This is a genomic window from Parabacteroides sp. AF18-52 (assembly GCF_003479145.1).
Taxonomy (GTDB): Bacteria; Bacteroidota; Bacteroidia; order Bacteroidales; family Tannerellaceae; genus Parabacteroides; species Parabacteroides faecis.
Genome location: NZ_QUGR01000005.1, coordinates 70,458 through 88,184 on the forward strand (window position 1 = coordinate 70,458; position 17,727 = coordinate 88,184).

At 44.5% G+C, this 17,727-nt stretch carries 14 protein-coding genes and 1 tRNA gene; 8 read left to right on the plus strand and 7 right to left on the minus strand.

Annotated features, from left to right (window positions below; translation table 11 throughout):
* Positions 1-145 precede the first annotated feature (145 nt).
* The 6 genes from DWX23_RS10415 (at position 146) to DWX23_RS10440 (ending at position 6,010) form a co-directional block, all read left to right on the plus strand.
* Complete coding sequence (locus tag DWX23_RS10415) at positions 146-373, plus strand: ferredoxin family protein (protein WP_007653280.1); 228 nt, start codon at positions 146-148, stop codon at positions 371-373.
* A gap of 7 nt (positions 374-380) precedes the next feature.
* Complete coding sequence (locus DWX23_RS10420; RefSeq protein ID WP_122351577.1) at positions 381-1,460, plus strand: 3-methyl-2-oxobutanoate dehydrogenase subunit VorB; 1,080 nt, start codon at positions 381-383, stop codon at positions 1,458-1,460.
* Positions 1,461-1,649: 189 nt separating this feature from the next.
* On the plus strand, positions 1,650-2,414 hold the full coding sequence (locus DWX23_RS10425) for a thiamine pyrophosphate-dependent enzyme (protein WP_122351578.1): 765 nt from the start codon (positions 1,650-1,652) through the stop codon (positions 2,412-2,414).
* A 17-nt stretch (positions 2,415-2,431) separates the two neighbouring features.
* Entirely contained in the window at positions 2,432-2,974 is a 543-nt protein-coding gene (locus DWX23_RS10430; protein WP_122351579.1) for a 2-oxoacid:acceptor oxidoreductase family protein, read from the plus strand.
* A gap of 70 nt (positions 2,975-3,044) precedes the next feature.
* Positions 3,045-5,180, plus strand: a complete 2,136-nt coding sequence (locus tag DWX23_RS10435; RefSeq protein WP_122351580.1) for a putative porin — start codon at positions 3,045-3,047, stop codon at positions 5,178-5,180.
* Positions 5,181-5,185: 5 nt separating this feature from the next.
* Positions 5,186-6,010 (plus strand): transporter substrate-binding domain-containing protein, encoded by an 825-nt coding sequence (locus DWX23_RS10440; protein ID WP_122374457.1) that lies wholly within the window; start codon positions 5,186-5,188, stop codon positions 6,008-6,010.
* Positions 6,011-6,028: 18 nt separating this feature from the next.
* Here the strand turns inward: DWX23_RS10440 and DWX23_RS10445 are convergent, their stop codons facing one another.
* Positions 6,029-7,171 (minus strand): ATP-binding protein, encoded by a 1,143-nt coding sequence (locus DWX23_RS10445; protein ID WP_122374609.1) that lies wholly within the window; start codon positions 7,169-7,171, stop codon positions 6,029-6,031.
* A 182-nt stretch (positions 7,172-7,353) separates the two neighbouring features.
* On the opposite strand from DWX23_RS10445, the gene DWX23_RS10450 reads away from it, so the two are divergent.
* Complete coding sequence (locus DWX23_RS10450) at positions 7,354-8,649, plus strand: DEAD/DEAH box helicase (protein WP_122351582.1); 1,296 nt, start codon at positions 7,354-7,356, stop codon at positions 8,647-8,649.
* A gap of 76 nt (positions 8,650-8,725) precedes the next feature.
* Here the strand turns inward: DWX23_RS10450 and rho are convergent, their stop codons facing one another.
* From rho to DWX23_RS10480, 6 genes are all read right to left on the minus strand, one after another.
* On the minus strand, positions 8,726-10,741 hold the full coding sequence (gene rho, locus DWX23_RS10455) for a transcription termination factor Rho (RefSeq protein WP_122374458.1): 2,016 nt from the start codon (positions 10,739-10,741) through the stop codon (positions 8,726-8,728).
* Positions 10,742-10,928: 187 nt separating this feature from the next.
* A complete protein-coding gene (gene tilS, locus DWX23_RS10460) occupies positions 10,929-12,269 on the minus strand; it encodes a tRNA lysidine(34) synthetase TilS (RefSeq protein WP_122374459.1) in 1,341 nt (446 codons plus the stop codon).
* Positions 12,270-12,348: 79 nt separating this feature from the next.
* On the minus strand, positions 12,349-13,113 hold the full coding sequence (locus tag DWX23_RS10465) for a zinc ribbon domain-containing protein (RefSeq protein WP_122351584.1): 765 nt from the start codon (positions 13,111-13,113) through the stop codon (positions 12,349-12,351).
* A gap of 1 nt (position 13,114) precedes the next feature.
* On the minus strand, positions 13,115-14,212 hold the full coding sequence (locus DWX23_RS10470) for a Nif3-like dinuclear metal center hexameric protein (protein WP_122351585.1): 1,098 nt from the start codon (positions 14,210-14,212) through the stop codon (positions 13,115-13,117).
* 10 nt (positions 14,213-14,222) lie between these two features.
* Complete coding sequence (aspS, locus tag DWX23_RS10475) at positions 14,223-15,980, minus strand: aspartate--tRNA ligase (protein ID WP_122351586.1); 1,758 nt, start codon at positions 15,978-15,980, stop codon at positions 14,223-14,225.
* Positions 15,981-16,776: 796 nt separating this feature from the next.
* Positions 16,777-16,851: transfer RNA gene (locus tag DWX23_RS10480), tRNA-Pro, on the minus strand.
* Between the two features lie 217 nt (positions 16,852-17,068).
* Here DWX23_RS10480 and DWX23_RS10485 point away from each other — a divergent pair.
* The gene (locus tag DWX23_RS10485) at positions 17,069-17,707 is read left to right on the plus strand and encodes a recombinase family protein (RefSeq protein ID WP_122374460.1); all 639 of its coding nucleotides are present in this window, start codon (positions 17,069-17,071) and stop codon (positions 17,705-17,707) included.
* Positions 17,708-17,727 lie beyond the last annotated feature (20 nt).

Sequence of the window (17,727 nt, forward strand, 5' to 3'; positions counted from 1 at the left end):
CAGTTTAAAAATCAATGTGTAAATTATTAAACTGTCACCTTCCGACAGCCATCCGTCAACTAAAAAACAAAACAACCCTTGTTTTTATAACATTAGTTCTTAACTTTGTAGGTCTTACACGACATAAAACATAATTAGTTATACTATGGCAAAGATAAAAGGAGCGGTCGTTGTTAACCAGGAACGCTGCAAAGGGTGCAACTTATGTGTAGTTGCCTGCCCCAGCGATGTACTGGAATTACACCCGCGTGAAGTAAACAACAAAGGGTACCATTATGTGTACATGAAAAACCCTGATGCTTGCATCGGTTGCGCCAGTTGCGGATTGGTTTGTCCCGACGGCTGTTTAACCATCTACAAAGTAAAAATATAAAACAAATATGGCAGAAGAGATAAAATTAATGAAGGGAAACGAAGTCGTCGCCCATGCAGCTATACGCTACGGTGTAGACGGATACTTCGGATATCCTATCACTCCGCAGTCGGAGATCCTGGAAACCCTGATGGCCGAAATGCCGTGGGAAACAACCGGAATGGTAGTACTGCAAGCCGAAAGTGAAGTAGCAGCTATCAACATGGTGTATGGTGGTGCCGGTACAGGCAAACGTGTAATGACTTCATCTTCCAGTCCTGGTGTCAGCCTGAAACAGGAAGGTATTTCTTATATCGCAGGTGCCGAACTGCCTTGTTTAATTGTAAACGTAATGCGTGGCGGTCCCGGTCTGGGAACGATCCAGCCGAGCCAGGCAGACTATTTCCAGACAGTGAAAGGTGGCGGACACGGCGACTATCGCCTGATCACCCTCGCTCCTTCTTCCGTACAAGAAATGGCTGACTTTGTCGGATTAGGATTCGACCTCGCTTTCAAATATTGCAATCCAGCTATTATCCTTGCCGACGGTATCATCGGCCAGATGATGGAAAAAGTGGTTATGCCTCCTTTCCGTCCGCGTAAGACAGAAGAAGAGATCATCGCCGAATGCCCGTGGGCTGTACAAGGTAAAACGAAAAATCGTAAAGCCAATGTGATCACTTCACTGGAACTCGATCCGGCGAAGATGGAAGAAAACAACCTTCGTTTCCAGGCTAAATACCGCAAGATTGAAGAAAACGAAGTACGCTACGAAGAGTTCCAGTGCGACGACGCAGAATATCTACTGGTTGCTTTCGGTTCTTCTGCCCGTATCTGCCAGAAAGTGGTAGAGATCGCACGTGGAGAAGGCATCAAACTCGGGTTGTTACGTCCGATCACGTTGTGGCCGTTCCCGACAAAAGCGATTGCCGCTTATGCCGATAAGGTAAAAGGTATGCTTTCTGTCGAATTGAATGCCGGCCAGATGGTGGAAGATATCCGCCTGGCTGTTAACGGAAAAGTAAAGGTTGAACACTTCGGCCGCCTGGGTGGTATCGTGTTTACTCCGGATGAAGTACTGAATGCGTTAAAAGAAAAGTTATTTTAATTTCTATGATACGCGGAAGTAAAACAGACAGCATATTGACAATCCTGTTCATGGTATTGGCAGCAGCAGCGATCGTTTGCTATTTTGCAGTCGACGATCGCCATGTATTCCTCTATTGCGGAGGGGCTGCCATATGCTTCAGACTTGTTCAATATCTACTGAGATTTATTAGTTAATTAAGCAACAATTATGGAACTCAACGAAATAATTAAACCGGAGAATCTGGTCTATACAAAGCCGGAATTGATGAACGACAATCCCATGCACTACTGTCCCGGTTGCAGCCACGGTGTGATACACAAGCTGATCGCTGAAGTGATCGCCGAAATGGGAATGGAAGAAAAAACAATCGGTGTCTCCCCGGTGGGTTGCGCCGTATTCGCATATAACTACCTGGATATCGACTGGGAAGAAGCTGCTCACGGACGTGCACCTGCCATCGCAACAGCGATCAAACGCCTGAATCCGGAAAAGATGGTCTTCACTTACCAGGGCGACGGCGACCTGGCCGCTATCGGTACAGCCGAAACCATCCATGCTGCCAACCGCGGCGAAAACATCGTGATCGTATTCGTGAACAATGCAATCTACGGTATGACCGGAGGTCAGATGGCGCCTACTACACTGGAAGGCATGCCGACAGCGACTTGCCCTTACGGACGTAACATCGCCCTGAACGGCTATCCGCTGAAGATCGGCGATCTGCTGGCTCAGCTGGAAGGTACTTGCCTGGTTACCCGCCAGAGCGTACAGACTGCCGCCGCCGTTCGCAAAGCCAAAAAGATGCTTCGCAAAGCTTTTGAAAACTCAATGGCAGGCAAAGGGACTTCAGTTGTCGAATTCGTTTCCACCTGTTCATCCGGTTGGAAGATGACTCCTGAGAAATCAAATAAATGGATGGAAGAGAACATGTTCCCGTTCTATCCGCTGGGAGACTTAAAGAACAAAGAATAAGTAAATACAAAAACGACATGAAACAAGAAATAATTATAGCAGGCTTTGGTGGACAAGGTGTTCTGTCGATGGGTAAGATACTTGCTTATTCAGGCTTGATGGAAGGCAAGGAAGTTACCTGGATGCCTTCATACGGACCCGAACAACGCGGTGGTACAGCCAATGTAACAGTAATCCTGAGCGACGACCCGATCAGCTCCCCGATCCTGAACGAATATGACATCGCTATCATCCTGAACCAACCGTCTATGGATAAGTTCGAAAGCAAAGTGAAACCGGGTGGTATCCTGATCTACGACGGCTATGGTATCCATACACCGGTAAAACGTACCGATATCAGCGTTTATCGTGTGGACGCGATGGATGCAGCCACGGAAATGAAGAATGAAAAAGCATTCAACATGCTTATTCTCGGCGGTCTGCTGAAGATCGTTCCGATGGTACAACTTGAAAACGTGTTGCTGGGTCTGAAGAAGTCCCTGCCCGAACGTCACCACAAGCTGATCCCGATGAACGAAGCGGCCATAAAGAAAGGCATGGAGATCATACAGAAAATGTAATCTTGCAAAAAGAATATAAAGAGGGGCGTTTCTTTCGTAGAAATGCCCTTTTGTTTTATCTTTGCAACCCATGAAGCATTGCTTATACATATTATTGTTGCTGATAGTATCTGCCGTAACCGTTCAGGCACAACGCGAAGGAGGCCGGGCAGATCAGAGAGGTGGAGGAAGACGTGGCGGCTTCTCCCTGTCGAACCTGACATCATCGCAGAAAGATATACCGGACAGTCTGCTGGTTGCTGATAGTGCCGCTTTGAAATCCAAACGCATTACAGCCTATCGGCTCACTCCCTTTCTGGGTGAACCGTATGTAGCACCTATGGATACGAATAAACTGAATTTCAGTAATTCGACATTGGTGGAAAGTAAATCGCTTGCCGTCGGCTACCTGGCAAACCTGGGCTCTCCGGCACAAACCAAAATATTCACCGAACGACAGGAAGCACGTGATTTCATCTTTGCCGATGCATATGATTATTATATCACGACACCTGAAAACGCCTATTTCTACAACACAAAAATCCCTTACACCAACGTTATGTACACCACTGCCGGCGGTAGCACGAACAAGGAAGAACAGTTGAAAGGGACAATGACCATGAACTTCGGCAAGAAGATCAATGTGGGTGCCGATATCGACTATATCTATGGCCGCGGACATTATAAAAATAATGGTAACAAACTATTAAGCTATCGCTTCTTCGGCAGTTACCAAACCGACCGTTATGAATTGCATGCTTCGCTAAGCAACTTTAACTTTGTAAATTATGAGAACGGAGGGTTGGAAAACGATTCTACCATCAACCATCCGGACGAATATTTCCCGGAAGGACGTCCGTCCGATACCAAATCGTATGATATCCGTTATCTGACAAATGCATGGAACCGTGTACGTGGAAAACGCTATTTCCTGACGCAACGATACAATCTCGGTTTCACACGTGAACTGGAAGAAACGGATGAAGAAGGGAACCCGAAGGAAGTGTTTGTGCCGATATCCAGTATTATCCATACGATCGATTATGAAGATAACCGCCGCCGGTTCATCGCTGACAACACGGCACTGATGGATTCGTCCTATGTGGTCGATGATAACGGTTTGCGTTTCCCGCGTATCTATGGATTAGGGGCTGCACTCAACGATCAGACATCTGCATGGAATCTGAAAAATACGATCGGCCTTTCGTTACGGGAAGGTTTTCAGGACTGGGTGAAATTCGGTCTGACCGCTTTCGTCAGGTTGGAAAAACGCAGGTTCAAACTGGAGCCAAGGATAGAAGGACTCGACTACGGCGAATACGGCCGAGGCCCTTACTTCTCTGTAGACAATATCGACCTGAAGAATTTACCCACAGCAGAGATTTATGATGAGTTCTCCACCTATGTCGGAGCGGAACTTTCCAAACGCCAGGGTAGTATCCTGACTTATAATGCACGAGGTGAACTATGTATGGTTGGTAGTGATGTAGGTGAGTTTCGCGTGACCGGAGATTTGCAAACCCGTTTCAAGTTATTCAATAAAGATGCCGTTATCAAAGCAGACGCTTACATCAAGAATACAACACCGGCTTTCTACCTGCGCCATAATCATTCCCGGTACTTCTGGTGGGACAATCCCGGCTTTAACATGACCCAGCAAATCTATGCGGGAGGTGAAGTTTATCTGGAATCTTCAAAGACGACATTAAAAGCGGGTGTAGAAAGTATCCAGAATTATATTTATTTCAATAAGGAAGGATTCCCGGTACAGCATGGAAGCAACTTGCAGGTTGTCAGTGCACGTATCAAACAAGACTTCCGTTTCCGTGCTTTCGGATGGGAAAATGAAGTTTGCTGGCAATTAAGCAGTGATAAAAGTGTACTTCCTCTTCCATCGATAAGCGCTTACTCGAACATGTATCTGGCAGTTAAGCTGGCAAAAGTACTGACCGTTCAATTGGGAGCCAATGTGTATTATAACACGGCTTACTACGCTCCTTATTACGAACCGGCCACCCAACAGTTCCAGGTTCAGGATGAAGTAAAAGTAGGTAATTATCCTTTGGTCAATGCGTATGTGAATTTCCACCTGAAACAGGCCCGTTTCTTTGTGATGGCGTATAACCTGAGCAGCAAGTTTGCTGATCCTAACTATTTCTCTCTGGCCCATTATCCGTTGAATCCGATGGTACTGAAAATGGGTATTGCTGTTACATTCAATAACTAAGCCGTATGAACTCCCGGAAGTTACTGGTCGTTTATGTCATCCTGTTGGTATGTGTACTGATAGTCATGTTTCGTCTGTGGCCGTATAAGAAGGCGCCTGTCGCTCCAAGGGACTATCCGGAAATCAAGGCAGAGGGTATCCTTCGAATGGTTACCGAATATAATCAATCCGGTTATTATGTAGCCGGCGATACGATAGAGGGGTTCCAATATGAATTAAGCCAGGCAATCGCCGCCTTGTCCGGTCTGGAAGTTCAGACCCAGCTGGAAATGAGCCTTGCAGAAAGTTTCAAGGAATTATCGGACAACCAATGCGATGTCATAGCCCGCAATATTCCGATTAACAGTGAAATAAAAGAGAACTACCTGTTTACCGAACCGATCGTTTTTAACAAGCAGGTATTGGTACAACGCACGGAAGAATCCAACAACGGCATCAAACCGATCCGGAATCAGCTCGACCTGGCACAAAAGACATTGTATATCCCCAAAAACTCACCGGCTTTGCTGCGTCTGCAAAACCTGGCACATGAAATAGGCGACACCATCTATGTAAAAGAAGACGAACTTTATTCCAGCGAACAATTAGCCATCATGGTAGCCAAAGGGGATATCGACTATGCCGTATGCGATCAGCAAATAGCCCGTCTATCCAAAGACAATCTGCCCGAAATAGATATCGATACGGATATTAGTTTCACCCAGCTTCAATCGTGGGCCGTACGTAAAGACTCCCCTATCCTGCTCGACAGCCTGAACAGCTGGTTGTCACAAATTAAGCGGAGCGGTTTGTATGACCAGATTTACAAACGCTATTACGGAAAGAAATAATTACTTCAAAACAACTCTTTACCAGGCATGTGAAGGCAGAATGAACGAAAAAGTCGAACCTTCACCCAGCCGCGATTCAACCCGGATAGTACCTCCCATCTTCGTCACAAGTCCTTTACAAATAGCTAATCCCAAACCGATACCCTCCACATAGTCATTGACCTTGACAAAGCGGTTGAACAGGTTCTGCAATTGCGCCTCAGCGATTCCCTGTCCGGTATCTTTGACATAAAAGTTCAGTTTACCATCCCCCAGAGATTCATAGCCCATCGTAATGCTCCCCCTTTTGGTATTCTTGATCGCATTATTGACCAGGTTATTGATTAGCTGGAGCAAACGGATATAGTCGGCACCAAAAGTACATCTATCCAGTCCCTTTTCCAGGATCAGTTTCACATCTTTCGGCATACGGGGCCTTATGGAAGCATAAGTAGTATCCATCATCTCGTTCAGGTCGATCGGTGCATAGCTGATCTTTATCGCATCCGCCTCAATCTTCGACAAGTCGAGAATATCATTGATCAATTGCATGAGCAACTGATTATTGGCTTTTATTATCTCATAATAAGACATACGTTCTTCGTCCGAATCCGCAAAGGCCATCATTTCCGAAAAACCGGTTATTGCATTCAAAGGCGTACGGATCTCATGGCTCATATCTGCCAGATATTTAGATTTCAGCTTGTCTGCCATTTCCGCCTTATCACGCTCATCTTCCAAGCGTTTTTCTATTGCCCGTTTCACTGTAGCGTCACGCCACAATGCGAGTAACAGAGGTTTTCCGTTACTTAAAGAAATCGGATACTTAGCAACCTCAATATATTTAGTCTCTCCGGAAACAGTCTTGAGCCACCCATGAAATTCGGCCTCTTTTCCCGAACGAATCACCTGTCTATCAACCTCCAGGCGTTCCTCTGCCGACATTAAGGCATTAAAATTCACTTCAGAGTCATCGTGTCCTTCGATCTGGGATGTATCAATACCCGTTATCTCTTCCATAAATTTGTTCCAGTAAAGATAATTGAAATGATCTTCCGGATCTTTTACAAATACCCCCAGAGGCAAATGATCCAATATTGTATTAAGTAACTCATGAACTGTATCCGACTCATTTAAGGTTACTTTCTTTTGAAAGCCGTTAGAGCTATCATTTATTCCCATAATAACTTGCCATTTTTCCAATACGGGCATAAAGATATTAATTTTTATGGTACAGCACCATAGATAAATATGAATTTTCAAAGCTTACAGAAAAATACAAGACATTTATTACAAGAGCCAACATTAGTAGTATAGAATTTGACAAATATTATTTACCTTTACGGTGAATTTAATGATAGAAGATGAGATTTGACGAATTGGATTTGGAAGAGGCCGTATTAGACGGACTCGATGCTATGAATTTTCAGGAAACGACACCTGTACAGGAATTAACGATTCCGGTAATATTAGAAGGGAAGGATATTATCGCCTGTGCACAAACCGGCACAGGAAAGACGGCGGCATATGTACTGCCTCTGATCAATGAATTAAGTAAGGGAAATCATCCTGACAATGCCGTTAATGCCGTTATTATGGCACCAACCCGTGAGCTGGCCCAACAGATAGACCAGCAGATAGAAGGATTCACTTATTTCGTTCCGGTATCGGCTGTGGCCGTATACGGCGGAACTGACGGGGTAGCCTGGGAACAACAAAAACGAGGTATGGAAATGGGTGCCGATATTGTTATCGCCACTCCGGGACGTTTATTATCGCACCTGAAACTAGGGACTGTAGACCTTTCACAGGTTTCCTATTTCGTGCTCGATGAAGCCGACCGCATGTTGGATATGGGATTTTACGACGACATTATGCAGGTATATAAACAACTGCCTCCTACGTGTCAGACTATTATGTTCTCCGCCACCATGCCTCCCAAAATCAGAACATTAGCAAAAACAATTCTGAAAAACCCCGAAGAAGTTAAAATCGCCATCTCACGTCCACCGGAAACAATCATGCAAACGGCTTATATTTGCTACGATCCTCAAAAACTAAAGATACTTGAAGATCTGTTCCAGCAAAGCCGTCCGCAGCGTGTCATTATTTTCTCTTCCTCCAAAATGAAAGTGAAAGAGCTTGCCTCTACCCTGAAACGGATGAAGTTCAATGTAGCTGCCATGCACTCCGACCTGGAACAGTCTCAGCGCGAAGAGGTGATGAAAGAATTTAAAAACGGACACATCGACATACTGGTCGCTACCGACGTTGTTTCACGCGGTATCGATATCAATGACATCAAACTGGTAGTCAATTATGATATACCTCACGATCCGGAAGATTACGTACACCGCATTGGTCGTACTGCACGCGGTACCGGCGGCGAAGGATTAGCTATCACATTTATCAGTATAGAAGAACAGGCACAGTTCAAACGCATCGAGAACTTCCTGGAAAAAGAGGTTTACAAAATCCCTATCGATCCGAAGTTTGGCGAAACACCCTTGTACGAGCCTGAGAAATATGGAAATATGCGTCGCGGACGCGGACGTCCACGTAAAGAAGGTAACAACGGTGGAGGAAGAAATCAGGGAAACCGTCCGGGAGGAAAACCCAATAACGGAAACCGCCGCGGAAGACCTAAAAAAGAATCCTGAAAGAATATCAAAATACAGGTAAACAAAAAGGGATGCATTTAATATGCATCCCTTTTTTATATGTTTCTGTTTTGAATTATCCGTTCATGGAAGCCAGGAATTCCATATTATCATAAGTCTGTTCCATACGTTTCTTCACAAACTCCATCGCTTCGATCGAGTTCATATCCGACAGATATTTACGAAGTATCCACATACGGTTCAATGTACTTTCATCCTGCAACAGATCATCGCGGCGAGTACTTGAAGCTGTGATATCGACAGCCGGATAAATACGTTTGTTAGACAACTTACGATCCAACTGTAACTCCATATTACCTGTACCTTTAAACTCTTCAAAGATCACGTCGTCCATTTTTGAACCGGTTTCTGTCAATGCTGTTGCCAGGATCGTCAGGCTACCGCCATTCTCAATGTTACGGGCAGCACCGAAGAAACGTTTCGGCTTCTGCAGCGCGTTCGCATCCACACCTCCGGAAAGAACCTTACCGGAAGCAGGCTGAACTGTATTGTAAGCACGTGCCAGACGAGTGATAGAATCCAGAAGGATAACAACATCATGGCCGCATTCTACCATACGTTTAGCCTTGTTCAATACGATCTCGGCAATCTTCACATGACGTTCTGCCGGTTCATCGAAAGTAGAAGCGATCACTTCCGCATCTACACTACGAGCCATATCAGTTACTTCTTCCGGACGCTCATCGATCAACAGGATGATCATATATACCTCCGGATGGTTCGCTGCAATTGCATTGGCGATATCTTTCAGCAACATAGTCTTACCGGTCTTAGGCTGTGCCACGATCAGACCACGCTGACCTTTACCGATCGGAGAGAACAGATCGACTACACGAACTGCTATATTATCATATACTTTCGGAGCTTTACGAGCCGTCAGCATAAACTTTTCATCCGGGAAAAGCGGTGTCAGATGATCGAAAGGAACACGGTCGCGCACATCTTCCGGCGAACGGCCATTGATCTTATCGACTTTTACCAGCGGGAAATATTTTTCACCTTCCTTCGGAGGACGGATAGCACCTTCCACCACATCACCGGTCTTCAGACCAAACAATTTGATCTGCGATTGTGATACATATATATCATCCGGAGAAGTCAGGTAGTTATAATCCGAAGAACGCAGAAAACCATAACCATCCTGCATCATTTCCAAAACGCCCGTACCGATCAGAATTCCATCGAACTCGTACTGTTTTTCCTGCGATGCGTTATTGTTGCGCTGATTATTGTGGTTATTCTGATTGTTCTGTCTGTTATTATTCTGACGAGGAGCGTTTTGCTGCGGCTGTGCTTGCTGCGGCTGCTGAGGAGTATTCTGCTGTTCAGGCTGTTGCGGAGCAGCTTTTTCCGGTTTGGCCGGCGAAGGAGAGAACGGGAAAAGTTGATCGAGTACCGACTTGGTGTCAGGATGTCTGAATACAACTCTCTTGGGTTCGTTTGCTGCCGGGGTTTCAACTGCCGGGACTTCAGGGGCTTCCTGTACCGGTACTTCCGGAACTTCAGGAGCGACTTCTACTACCGGCAATTCCTCCGGAGCACCTTCAACCACAACCGGTGGTAATAAAGGCTTTTCCACAACTACTTCCGTAGAGACAGTTTGAGGAGTCTTAGTAACTTTCACCTCGTCTGTCTGATTAGCCGGAACAGCTGCACCTGCCACTTTTTCTTTCTTTTCAATGCGTACTCTTTTCTTACGCTCGGGTTGTTCCTTCTTTTCCGCAACAACCGCTGCTTTCTTTTCTGCAACCGGCTCTGTGGCTTCAGGAGCTACAACCGCAGCCGTTTCGGACTTTGCAGCTTTAGGTTTGCTTTCGGCTTTCGGAGCTTTTGCAGCAGCCGTTTTAGAAGGTTTCTTCGCTTTCGTCTGCTTTTCAGCTTTCTTAGCTTCTTTTTCTTTCTCCTTTTCTGCCTGTAAACCTGCATAAGAGATAGCCTGTTCATCAAGAATACGATAAACAAGTTCTTCTTTTTTCAAAGAACTTATCTTCTTAATTCCCAACTCTTCCGCTATACTCTGCAATTCAGGAAGGAGTTTTTCATTTAGTTCTAGAATGTTATATTTCTGCATATTGAGAAGTGAGTAATAAAAACGGCACACGATGAAAGATTGTACAACACGTGCTTACCGCTATCATTGTATCTTAATAGTTTTTGATAATAAAAATTTCAATGTAAAAACCGGATTGTCTAGCTAATTTGAATCATTAGTAACACATCTGCGGAGTAAATCAGTGCAAATGTAAAAACATTTTTAGTTATTCTGTCATTTTTGTCGAAAAAAAATTCACAATTAGCACACTCTTAGTCGTTTTGTCGAAACAAAAGCGGTTATCGGAGCGCTCTCCTACAATCCAGATAATGTTTTCGCCGCTACAAAGGAGCCACGTCCGCTCCTTATCCATACGGCTGAATTTATGATCGGAAAAATAATCACTCAGTTTCTTACGGCCTTTCATCCCAAAAGGAATGAACCAGTCTCCTTCTTTCCATTTACGTAATGTCAGGGGAAAAGAGAGTTTGTCGTAATCGAAATAAGCGATATGCTTATCTTTCCGGATACTGAAGTCAGTAGTAATAACAGATTTAAAGAAAGAAAGTTCAATCGGACCGTGCCAGATATCTTCCATAATATCTTCTGCCGTAAACACATATTCCATAGTCTCCCCCTGACCTTTGGGCTCCAACAGCAAATACTCACGATCTTTCAATAAACAAAATCCGGGAGAATAAAACATTTTACCCGACTCTCTCTCCAATGAACGGAATACATCATCGGCTACCTGGCGGGAAAAACCATAAGGCTTCAACAACTCATATAAAATCGTTGCAGGAGAAGGATATCGGAGCAAGCGGGCAATCGGGATACGGTTCCCCTCTTTCATCAGTTCTTTACGGGCTTTTTCCACCTCATGCAAGTAGATGGTTTCGGTTTCTGCCAAATGGTCGGCAGTGCGCGCTATAGCCGATTTGACGGAAGGATTCAATTCTTCCAGCAAAGGAAGTACACGAAGACGAATAAAATTACGTGTATAAGCATCCGAGAGGTTTGTGCTGTCGGTAACATACGGCAATTGCTGTTCTTCCAGCCAGTCCAGTATCTCACTACGGCTGACCGTCAGCAGCGGACGCACCACATGGCCGTTTTTCGGACGAATACCACCCAGTCCCCGGATCCCTGTCCCCCGCACCAGGTTCATCAACACAGTTTCCACGCTATCGTCGCGATGATGGGCCACAGCGATAGCCTGTGCACCCAAACGTTGCCGCATCTTTTCAAACCAGCTGTAACGGAGTTCACGGGCTGCCATCTCGATAGAGAGATGGTGCTCTGCCGCATAAGCAACGGTATCAAAATCTATTTTATGAAAAGGCACCTGCAGCCTGCAGGCCATATCTTCGGCAAACTGTTCATCTCTGACAGACTCATCGCCACGCAAATGAAAATTACAATGCAGAGCCATACAAGGATAATCCAGCTGTACGAGCAAAGCAAGCAAAGCAACCGAATCAGCTCCTCCACTCAACCCGACCAGCACAGGCTTGTCCCCCGACAACAACTGCTGTTTTTCGATATATGCACGAACAATATTCCTCATCTGCCGTATAAAATTATGGCTTTAGCCAAACATATTATAATTCAGCTAAAGCCATAAGCTTTTATCTACTGTATCAGTTTTATTCTTCCACACCTGCCAGTTCCGGGTCGATCATGATACGTCCGCAATATTCGCAAACAATCACTTTCTTACGCAACTTGATATCCATCTGTTTCTGGGGCGGGATCTTGTTGAAGCAACCACCGCAGGCATCACGCTGGATATAAACAACAGCCAAACCATTGCGTGCACCCTTACGGATACGTTTGAAAGCAGTAAGCAAACGAGGCTCGATCGTTGTCTCCAACTTTTTAGCCTTTTCGCGTAATCTTTCTTCTTCCTGCTTGGTTTCGGAAATAATCTCTTCCAGTTCGCTCTTCTTCTGAACCAGGTCAGCTTTACGGCCGTCCAGTCTTTCAGAAAGCTGGGCAATCTCTTCTTTCTTATGGTTAATCGACTCACCGAATTCACGTATCTTCTTTTCAGAAAATTCGATCTCAAGTCCCTGGAATTCGATTTCCTTCGACAAGTTATCAAATTCACGGTTATTGCGCACGTTATCCAGTTGCGATTTATATCTCTCGATCAGTCCGGTAGATTCTGTAATTCTGTGTTTCTGTTCAACAACAGCATTCTCATAATCCTGGATCTCCGACTGATAGTTCTGAAGACGGGTTTCCAATCCTGCAATCTCATCTTCCAGGTCCTGAACTTCCAGGGGAAGCTCTCCACGAAGCGTTTTGATCTTATCAATTTCAGTCATCATCGTCTGAAGTTGATAGAGCGTAGAAAGCTTTTCTTCAACTGTATACTCTTTTTCAGCTGATTGTTTATCTGTAGCCATTCTATAAATATTTTACCGGGTTTGAATTAACATTCGAAAAATGTACGGCAAAGGTAGGGAATTTTTTCGATATTATGTTATAAAAGATGTCTTTTGTACATACTTCGGATTCATAGTGGCCTATTACAGCCAGCAGAATACGATCCTCCACATCATAAAAGTCATTGTATTTAGCCTCTCCTGTAATGAACACGTCGGCACCGTACGCAATCGCATCTTTCACAAGGAACGCGCCGCTGCCACCACACAACGCCACTTCACGTATCGGCTTGCCGGTGAAGGCGGAATGCTTTACGCAACCGACCTGAAACAGGTCTTTTATCCGTTGCAGAAAGGCCAGTTCATCCTCTTCTTCCGGCAACTCGCCCACTACGCCCGAACCGACCTGTTCCCACGTATTGTTTAAAGGGTAAAAATCGAATACCGGCTCCTCATACGGATGAACGGAAAGCAAAGCGCGTGTTATCGTAGGCTTACGGAAAGCAGGCAATATCGTTTCGATACGGATTTCGCGTTCAACATGCAACTCCCCTACTTCACCGCAAAACGGATTTGTACCTTCTCCTGCACGGAAAGTTCCGCTCCCCGTCAGGTTAAAACTGCACGAATCATAAGCCCCGACAGTTCCGGCACCTGCGTTGAACAACGTGGTTCGCACCAGTTCGGCATAAGCTTCAGGCACGAATGTAACCAGTTTCAACAAAGCGCCTTTCTGCGGACTCAACACACGCACGTTTTCCAAACCGATCAGTTCGGCCAGACGAAAATTCACACCGCCTGCAGCATTATCGAGATTGGTATGGGCAGCGTAGACCACCAGGTCATACTTGCATGCCTTCATCATACAACGCTCGATATAAGTCGAACCGGTCAACGATTTGAACGCTTTAAAGGCTAAAGGATGATGAGAAATAATCAGATTACACCCCAGTTCTATCGCCTCATCCACCACCTCTTCAGTGACATCGAGGCAAAGAAGCGCACCGGTGGCAAGCTGGTTTACATCTCCAACCTGTACACCTGCATTGTCAAAGCTTTCCTGCAATGGCAACGGAGCGTATTGCTCTAATTCTTTCAGTACATCCTTTATCCGTATCATAAGCAATAAATTATTCTTTTACGTCTACTTTCAGGCACAGCTCATCCAATTGCGAATCGTCGATAACCGACGGAGCATCGAGCATGACATCGCGACCGGAGTTGTTCTTCGGAAAGGCGATGCAATCGCGAATCGAATCGAGACCGGCAAACAAAGACACCCAACGGTCGAGACCATAAGCCAGACCTCCGTGAGGGGGTGCACCATATTTGAAAGCATTCATCAGGAAGCCGAACTGAGACTGTGCTCTCTCTTCGGTGAATCCCAACAACTGGAACATCTTATCCTGCAATTTGCTGTCATGGATACGGATAGAACCTCCACCCACTTCAACACCATTGATAACCATATCGTAAGCATTGGCACGTACAGCACCTGTATCACTATCCAACAGCGGAATATCCTCAGGCTTCGGAGAAGTAAACGGGTGGTGCATCGCATAAAAACGCTGATCTTCTTCACTCCACTCAAACAACGGAAAGTCTACAACCCACAGGCAGGCAAACTTATTCTTGTCGCGCAATCCTAACTGGCTTGCCACTTCAAGACGTAATTCGCAAAGTTGTTTGCGTGTTTTCATTGCATTATCACCGGAAAGAATCAGGATCAGATCGCCCGGTTTTGCACCGAAGGCATCTTTCATCTGCTGCAACGTTTCCTGTGTATAGAATTTGTCTACACTCGATTTTACGTTACCGTCGGCTTCCACACGGGCATACACCATGCCCTTTGCTCCCACCTGCGGACGTTTTACAAACTCGGTCAGCGCATCCAATTGCTTACGTGTATAAGTTGCTGCCCCTTCGGCGCAGATACCGCCGATATAAGCTGCATCGTCGAATACCGAGAAACCATGACCTTTCATGATATCCATCAGTTCGACAAACTTCATACCGAAACGCAAATCGGGTTTATCGCTTCCGTAATATTTCATTGCATCGTGCCAGGTCATACGCTGGAACGGTTCTTTAATCTCAACACCACGAATTACGTTGAACAGATGTTTCGCCATTCCTTCGAAGATATTCAAGACATCTTCCTGCTCAACAAAACTCATTTCACAGTCGATCTGTGTAAATTCCGGCTGACGGTCGGCACGCAGGTCTTCGTCACGGAAACATTTAACGATCTGGAAATAACGGTCGAAACCAGACACCATCAGCAACTGTTTCAAGGTCTGCGGAGACTGTGGCAATGCATAGAACTGTCCCGGATTCATACGTGAAGGAACCACAAAATCGCGTGCACCTTCGGGAGTAGAATTTACCAGAACCGGAGTTTCCACTTCAAGGAATCCCTGTTTATCCAGATAGTTACGAACCTCAAAAGCCATGCGGTGACGCAATTCGAGGTTCTTGCGAACAGCATTACGACGCAAATCCAGATAACGGTATTTCATACGCAGGTCATCGCCTCCGTCCGTTTCGTCTTCGATCGTGAAAGGAGGAGTAACAGCCGCATTCAATATATTCATTTCCGAAACGATCAACTCGATATCTCCTGTCGGGATATTTTTATTCTTGCTGGAGCGTTCTCTAACCGTACCTGTTACCTGAATAACATATTCACGTCCCAGTTTATTTGCCTTTTCGCAAAGATCTGCATCCACTTCCTGATTGAATACCAACTGGGTTATACCATAACGGTCGCGGAGATCGACAAATGTCATACCGCCCATCTTACGAGTTCTCTGCACCCATCCGGCTAAAGTAACCACCAGACCTTCGTCTGCCAGGCGCAAGTTTCCACATGTTCTTGTTCTATACATCTTAAATAAGATTTATTTGTTTTAATTCCATGAATCAAAAGTATACATACAATGCATCTGTAAAATACTATTGTACTCTACGCGCAGCCGGTTTGCAAAGATAATACTATATTCATTAACTGTAATAATTTCATTGAAATTAAAAGAAAAACAGGACAACCGGACCAAAGATACTTACGATTATTTAATGCAAAACAACTGTCATACTATCATAACATACACATTACACATTGATATTCAGCACCATGACAGCATGATAGTTAAGATGATACAGATCAATACAACCATCATACTATCATAAATACACCTGGATTTTACCACGTAGTATATTGTTTATTTTCAATAACATAACGACTTATTTCCGTTGAGACCCGGGTCTGTCAACCCTTTACACCCGGGTCTCGGCACCGTTCAAACCCGGGTGTAAAAAGCATTCAAATGAGGGTCTCGGAGAAATAATCCGCTTACTCTTCGCAAAAAATCCTATTACATCACTAAAAAAAGAAACCTGTTTAATATAAAACAACCCATCGACTACACTTTCAGGTACCTTATTTTTTCGATAAACGGGAAGATATGACAGTTAAATGAGGATTATGATAGTTGCCATGATAGCTATTTCAAGCAACTATCATAGATATATGCATTGACTTTCAATCCACACGAAAGAAAAATGAGAGTATGATAGTTTATTTTCAAAAAACAAATCAGGGAAAGAGAACTTCCGGATAAGATATATTATAGAGATTTAAAAATAAAAAAGAGAGCCAACTAAACCGTTGATTCTCTTTCTCTGTCGGGGTACCAGGATTCGAACCTGGGACCCCCTGCTCCCAAAGCAGGTGCGCTAACCGGACTGCGCTACACCCCGTTTTACAACCCCTTTATTGTTGATTGCGGTGCAAAGGTAAGCATTTATTTTTATCTTCCAAATATTTCGTGTTCTTTTTTAATTGATTATTTTCGCATCTGTTTATTTACATGATTTAAAGGAAAGGAGGAAAAAGCAGCAGAAAGAAGAAGAATCGAACATGAACATATTGCAAACCAATATGTTATAATATAAACGTATCAACATTGAAAACAGTATGATAATTGCCTATACACGAACATATTCAAACAAGCAACAAAGTGACAATCAAAAAAATGCGATTGAACAGTTTGCCGCGAACAATAACATAATTATCGACAAATGGCATAAAGATACCCGTACAACCTCCTCACGACACAAGAACAGGCTTGAAGATATAATCAAGAATATGAACGCTGGCGACACACTGATTGTAGCCGATGTTACACGCCTGAGCCGAAGGTTGATGGAAATTATGCATTTGATCTTATTATGTATTGAGAAAAAAGTAACCCTTCATTGTCTTAAGGAAGGCTATACTTTTGAAAATAATGTCGACAGCAAAACATTAGCATTTACTTTTGGGCTCGTTTCGGAAATAGAAAGTAAACTAATCTCGACCCGAACAAAAGAATCGTTAGAGATAACCAGAAGCCGGGGTAAAGTGCTCGGGCGGCCGAAAGGAACACCCAAAATGGATCACCTGCTCTCACAAAAAGAACAGATCGAAAAAGAACTCAACGAAGAGAATGCGACTTATGCCGAACTGGCCGAATTTTACCAGGTATCGCTGAGTAGCTTTAAAAAGTTTGTCAGAGACAATATTTCACCTTCACTTCCCGGACGGAAAAAAAGAGGAAGAAAACAGGCAGAATAGAGACTATATATTAAGGGGAA